Origin of the sequence: Ramlibacter sp. (genome assembly GCF_035706265.1) — a bacterium.
Taxonomy (GTDB): domain Bacteria; phylum Pseudomonadota; class Gammaproteobacteria; order Burkholderiales; family Burkholderiaceae_C; genus Ramlibacter.
The window spans coordinates 1-6,071 of record NZ_DASSVG010000620.1 but is presented as its reverse complement, the minus strand read 5'-3'; the positions used below and the strand labels follow the sequence as shown (position 1 = coordinate 6,071).

General features: G+C 69.8%; 4 protein-coding genes. 1 reads left to right on the top strand and 3 read right to left on the bottom strand.

Going from position 1 to position 6,071, the window contains the following annotated elements:
• The 3 genes from VFM98_RS22245 to VFM98_RS22235 form a co-directional block, all read right to left on the bottom strand.
• The coding region (locus VFM98_RS22245; RefSeq protein ID WP_325112076.1) for an ATP-binding protein at nt 1-2,135 on the bottom strand (2,135 nt) is incomplete at its 3' end.
• A gap of 102 nt (nt 2,136-2,237) precedes the next feature.
• Nucleotides 2,238-3,167: a hypothetical protein gene (locus VFM98_RS22240; protein ID WP_325112075.1), complete on the bottom strand. Its 930-nt coding sequence runs from the start codon at nt 3,165-3,167 to the stop codon at nt 2,238-2,240.
• 133 nt (nt 3,168-3,300) lie between these two features.
• Nucleotides 3,301-4,227 carry an alpha/beta hydrolase gene (locus VFM98_RS22235; RefSeq protein ID WP_325112074.1) on the bottom strand — a complete coding sequence of 309 codons (927 nt, stop codon included), beginning with the start codon at nt 4,225-4,227 and terminating at the stop codon, nt 3,301-3,303.
• A gap of 24 nt (nt 4,228-4,251) precedes the next feature.
• On the opposite strand from VFM98_RS22235, the gene VFM98_RS22230 reads away from it, so the two are divergent.
• Nucleotides 4,252-6,006 (top strand): acyl-CoA synthetase, encoded by a 1,755-nt coding sequence (locus VFM98_RS22230; protein ID WP_325112073.1) that lies wholly within the window; start codon nt 4,252-4,254, stop codon nt 6,004-6,006.
• Nucleotides 6,007-6,071 lie beyond the last annotated feature (65 nt).

Genomic DNA, 6,071 nt, shown 5'->3' with positions numbered 1-6,071 from the left:
GGCTGGTATTCCAGCGGCAGGACCACCGTGAAGGTGCTGCCGGCGCCGGGCGCGCTGGCCACGGTGATGTCGCCCCCGAGCAGGCGCGCCAGGTCGCGCGAGATCGAGAGGCCCAGGCCGGTGCCGCCGTACTTGCGGTTGGTGGTGCCGTCGGCCTGGCGGAAGGCCTCGAAGATGGCCTCGTGCTGCGAGGCGTCGATGCCGATGCCGCTGTCGCGCACCTCGAAGGCCACGCGGTCCGCGCCCTCGGTGCGCACCCGCAGCGCCACGCCGCCGCGCTCGGTGAACTTGACGGCGTTGGCCAGCAGGTTGCGCAGGATCTGCTCCAGCCGCTGGCGGTCGGTGTGCATGCTGGGCGGCACGTCCGGCGCCACCTCCACCTGCAACTGCAGGCCCTTGCGCGCCGCGAGCGGCTCGAACATGGTCTTCAGGCCTTCGCACACCGAGCCGATGGCGGCAACCTCCGGCCGCACCTCCAGCTTGCCGGCCTCGACCTTCGCGATGTCGAGGATGTCGTTGATCAGGTTCAGCAGGTCGTTGCCGGAGGAGTGGATGGAGTCGGCGAACTTGACCTGTTCCTCCGTCAGGTTGCCCTGCGGGTTGTCGGCCAGCAGGCGCGCCAGGATCAGCGAGCTGTTCAAGGGCGTGCGCAGCTCGTGCGACATGTTGGCGAGGAACTCGGACTTGTAGCGGCTGGCCCGCTGCAGTTCCTCGGCACGCTCCTGCAGCGCGGCCTGCGCCTCGCGCAGCTGGTCGCGCTGCGTTTCCAGGCGCAGGGCCTGTTCGGCGAGTTGCGCATTGGTCTGTTCCAGCTCCGCCTGCTGGCTTTCCAGGTGCGCCTGCGATTCCTGCAGCGCCTTGGACTGTTCGGCGAGCTCCTCGTTGGCCGTGCGCAGTTCCTCCTGCTGCACCTGCAGTTCCTCGTTGAGCTGCTGCGTGCGCGAGAGCGCCTCCTGCAGCCGCTGGCGGTAGCGTGCCGATTCGATGGAGGCGCCCAGGTTGCTGCCGATGGCGCGCAGCAGCTCGCCGTCGCGCGGCTCCAGCGGCCGCATCCACCCGAGTTCCAGCACGCCGGCCAGCCGCCCCTCGTGCTGCACCGGCGCCAGCAGCACCGAGCGCACGTCGCTCTCACCCAGGCCGGTGCTCACGCGCAGGTAGCCCGCGGGCAGGTCCTGCAGCGCGATCTGCTTGCGCTGGGCGGCGCATTCGGTCACCAGGGTGCGGCCTTCGGGCAGCCAGTCGCCCACCTGGCCGGCATCCTGCGCCCAGCCCCAGGTCGCGGCCAGGCGCAGACCGCCCGGCTCGGGGGTATAGAGCGCGCCGACGCGGCAGTCCAGGTAATCGGCGAGCGCCTGCAGGGCGGCGTGGCCCACCGCCCGCAGTTCCTGCTCGCCGGCCAGCTGCTCCGTCAGGCGCGACTGGCCCTCGCGCAGCCAGGCCTCCGCCTGCAGCGTCTCGGCCTGGCGCTGCTGCTCCTGCATCAGTGTTTCGTAGGTGGAGGACAGGCCCAGGAGCTCGCGCCGTCCGCGCCAGGCGAGCAGGGCCCCGGTGCCCAGCATGAACAGCACGAACGCGCCGCCGGTGACCGTCGCATTGCGGTTGGTCGACTGGATGCGTTCGGCCCGGGCGCGCCGCTCCACCGCGATGAAGTCGTCGAATTCGGCCCGGATGCGGTCCTTCAGCTCCCGGCCCTGGCTGGCGGAAATGAAGCCCTGCGGATCGCGCCGCTTCTGCGCGATGCGGTCGCGGGCGTAGTCGCGCCAGGAGGCCTGGAAGGTCTCGATGCGGCGCAGGCGCGCCAGCTGGTCCGGCTTGTTGGCGACGGACTGCTTCAGCCCCTCCATCTCGGGCGCGAGCAGCTCCGCCGCGCGGTCGTGCTGCTGCAGGTACTGCTCGTCGCCATTGAGCAGGAAGCCGCGCACGCCCGATTCCATGTCGAGGTCGTGGCGCTGGGCGAGCGAGGTGTGCGACAGGAGCTCGTCGCTCGCCTGCACCTCGCCGATCACGTTGGCGAGGTAGAGCAGGAGCGAGATGAAGACCAGCGCGCTCACCACGCCGAGCACGAGCGGCAGGGCGACGTTGCGGGTCAGGATGCGGCGGAAGCTGCCGGAAGCGTGAGGGCTGGCGAGGTGCATGGATGGCGCAGGGGAGCCGGCCAGTGTGCCGGAAATCCGCTGGGCCGTGGGCCAGCGCAGCCTTGGGTCATTCCCGCGTGTGCGCGGGATGACGGAGGCGGATCAGCGTGCCGTGGCGGCGCCCAGGCGGGCCTGCGCGGTGCGGCTGCCCAGGGTGGCGGCCCGCTGCAGCCAGCGCACGGCCAGGTTCGGGTCCTGCGGGACCGTCACGCCTTCGAGGTAGGCGACGCCGAGGAAATAGCTCATTTCCATCCGGCCGAAGCGGATGCCTTCCTCGGTGGACTTGCCCGAGCGCTTGACGATCATCGGCACGTCGCCCTTGCCGTCCGCGAAGGCCTGCATCTGCTCGATCGTGCGGGCGAAGAAGCGGTCGCGGGCCTGCGCCGCCTTCTCCCGGTCGGGCATGGTGGCGACCAGTTCGTCGGCCAGCACCGGCAGCACCTCGAAGGGCGTCATGCCGCCGCGCATGCGGGGCGAGTACCAGGCGCGCAGCATCGCCTTGTCGAGCGGCAGCAGGCCGTCGACCTGGGTCGGGAAATAGCTCAGGACCGTCTTGCCGGCCGGGTGGCCGCGCACGCCCATGACGTGCATGGACTCGTGGTAGGCGCAGCGCCAGGCATCGCGGTTGCGCATCTGCATGGCGGCCGAGTCGATCCTGGTCTCGGTCTGGAAATTCAGGTAGGTCACGCAGGGCTGGTTGTCTTCCAGCATGTTGTCCGGCGTGATCTCGATGCTGACGTTGGCCACCTGGGCGGCATCGGGCCGGTCGCTCACGTCGATCACCCGCACGCCGGCTTCGGCGCCGGCGTCGCGCAGGGCCTGCAGCGTGTGCTGCTTGTGGGCGTTGAGGTTGATGCCGTAGATGCGGACCTTGATGTCCTGCTCCCAGCGCACGAGGCGCGTGGGCGTGCCGCTCTGGTGCCAGAGCACTTCCCACATCGTGTTCATGCCCTGCTCGAACTCATCGGTCTGAGCCTGGGCCGGAGCGAACGCAACAGCCGCCAGCAGCGCGGCCACAGCCGACTTCCACATCGAAGAGACCCCTCATCAAGGAATCCCGACTATGAGGTAGGACGACTCCTACGGCAAGCGTTGTTACGAACCATTGGTTGCAAGCCCAGCGGCAGATGGAAAATTTCACGTTCCACTGCGCGCAGGCTGCGGCTCAGTGAGGGATATCCCCAGGAAGCCCCTGCAGGAATTCCTCGATCAGCTTGGCCACCTCGGCCGGGCGATCGTGGTGCAGCATGTGGCCGGCGTCGTCCACCTGGCCCAGCCGCACGTCGGACACCGCCTTCAATCGTTCGTGGTACTCGGCCAGGGTATAGCGGCCCTTCCACCATTGGCCGAGGCTGTCGTCGCTGGCCTGGATGCTGAGCAGCGGAGCGGCGATGCGGCGATAGGTGGCCAGCACCTCGTCCACGCGGTAGAGGTTGGCGTTGACGATCTTGTGGGCCGCATCGCCGAGCACGTGCCAGCGGCCGTCCTGGTCCTGCCGGGCCCAGTGCCGCGCCAGCCACTCGGCCTTGTCGGCGGGCAGCCGGCGGTTGGTCTTCATCAGGCGTTGCGCCACCCCTTCCAGCGAGGCATAGGACGTCAGGGCCAGCTCGCCGCGGTGGTGGGCCTTGAGCTCGTCGATCCACTTGGCGTAGCGGCCGGGCGCCTGTTCCGGCTGGGTGGCCGCCATGCCGAAGCCCTCCAGGTTCACCAGCCGGCGGATGCGCTGCGGCCGCACGCCGGCGTAGAGCATCGCGATGTTGCCGCCCATGCTGTGGCCCACCAGGTCCACCGGGGCCTCGCCCGCGTAGTGATCGAGCAGCAGGTCGAGGTCGGCGAGGTAGTCGGGGAACCAGTAGTTGTCGGTCGGCGCCAGCTCGGTCAGCCCGAAGCCGCGCCAGTCCGGCGCGATCACGAAGCGCTCGCGCGCGAAGGCGTCCACCACGAACTGCCAGGACGCAGCCACGTCCATCCAGCCGTGGACCATTACCAGCGGCGGCTCGCCGGCACGGGGCTGGCCCCACAGGCGCACGTGATAGCGCAGGTTCCGGATCGGGACAAACTCGCTGCGGGACGCTCTCTTCGGTTGGTACATTCGGGCGATCATAAGGAGGGCGCGATGGACCGCAGTCAAGGCAGGGACAACTGGGAGGCCATGCACCGCGGCTTCGGCTGGCAGGTGCCGGATTCCTTCAACATCGCGCAGGCCTGCTGCGCGCGCTGGGCCGCCGAACCCGATGCCGCGCAACGCGTGGCCATCATCGCCCACGGTCCTCGGCGCGAGACGCTCACCTTCGCGCAGCTGCAGCAGGAAGCCAACGCGATGAGCAACCTGCTGGTGGGCCTGGGCGTGCGGCGCGGCGACCGGGTGGCGATCGTGATGCCGCAGCGCTTCGAGACCGCGATCGCCTACATGGCGGTGCTGCAGCTCGGTGCGGTGGCGATGCCGCTGTCGATGCTGTTCGGCCCCGACGCGCTGGAATACCGGCTGCAGGACAGCGAGGCCGTGGCAGCGATCTGCGACGAGAGCGCGATCGCCAACGTGGCGCAGGTGCGCGCGCAATGCCCACTGCTGCGCGAAGTGGTGGGCGTGGGCGGCGCGGCGGCGCAGGCCGACATCGCGTGGGAGGCGCAGCGCGCGCTGCTCGAACCGGAGTTCGCGCCGGTGCACACGCATGCGGACGACGGCGCGGTGCTGATCTACACCAGCGGGACCACCGGCCCGCCCAAGGGCGCGCTGATCCCGCACCGGGCGCTGATCGGCAACCTGCCGGGCTTCGTGTGCAGCCAGAACTGGTTCGGCTTCGATCCGCTGCGGCCCGGGTCGCACAGCGACGCCGTGTTCTGGTCGCCGGCGGACTGGGCGTGGACTGGCGGCTTGATGGACGCGCTGCTGCCGTCCCTGTACTTCGGCCGGCCCATCGTCGCCTGCAACGCGCGCTTCCATCCCGAGACCGCGTTCACGCTGATGCAGGAGCACGGGGTCACGCACACGTTCCTCTTCCCCACCGCGCTGAAGGCGATGATGAAGGCGTACCCCGAGCCGCGCGCGCAGTTCGCGCTCCAGCTGCAGGCGATCATGAGCGCGGGCGAGGCGGTGGGCGACGCCGTCTTCAACTACTGCCGCGAGCAGCTGGGCGTCATCGTCAACGAGATGTTCGGCCAGACCGAGATCAACTACGTGGTGGGCAACTGCGCGCTGAACGGCCACACGGAGCAGGGCGTCGGCTGGCCGGCGCGCCCCAACAGCATGGGCCGGCCCTATCCCGGCCACCGCGTCGCCGTGATCGACGACGAGGGCAAGGAATGCCCGCCGGGCGTGACGGGCGAGGTGGCGGTGAACCGCTACGACGTGCACGGCGACCCGGACCCGATCTTCTTCCTCGGCTACTGGAAGAACGAGGATGCGACGCGGCGCAAGTTCACCGGCGACTGGTGCCGCACCGGCGACCTGGCCACGCGCGACGCCGAAGGCTACCTGTGGTACCAGGGCCGCGCCGACGACGTGTTCAAGGCGGCCGGCTATCGCATCGGGCCGAGCGAGATCGAGAACTGCCTGGTGAAGCACCCGGCCGTGGTGAACGCAGCGGTGGTGCCCAAGCCGGACGCGGAGCGCGGTGCACTGGTGAAGGCCTACGTGGTGCTCGCGCCGCAGGTGGCCGAGGCGCGTGCGATCACCACGCGCGGCCAGGCGAGCTTCGACGCCGACCTCGTGGCCGAACTGCAGACGCACGTGCGCGACAAGCTCGCGCCCTACGAGTACCCGAAGGAGATCGAGTTCATCGAGGCGCTGCCCATGACCACCACCGGCAAGGTGCAGCGCCGGGTGCTGCGGCTGCAGGAGGAGGAGCGGGCTCGCATCCGCGCTTCGTAGACCGTCGTCCCCGTCATTCCCGCGCAGGCGGGAATCCAGTGCTCCCGAATTCAGCTGCTGCGCGA

Excerpts from the sequence above, each read along its gene's own strand:
- VFM98_RS22240 (WP_325112075.1), bottom strand. The coding sequence starts at position 3,167 with ATGTGGAAGTCGGCTGTGGCCGCGCTGCTGGCGGCTGTTGCGTTCGCT.
- VFM98_RS22235 (WP_325112074.1), bottom strand. The coding sequence starts at position 4,227 with ATGTACCAACCGAAGAGAGCGTCCCGCAGCGAGTTTGTCCCGATCCGG.
- VFM98_RS22230 (WP_325112073.1), top strand. The coding sequence starts at position 4,252 with ATGGACCGCAGTCAAGGCAGGGACAACTGGGAGGCCATGCACCGCGGC.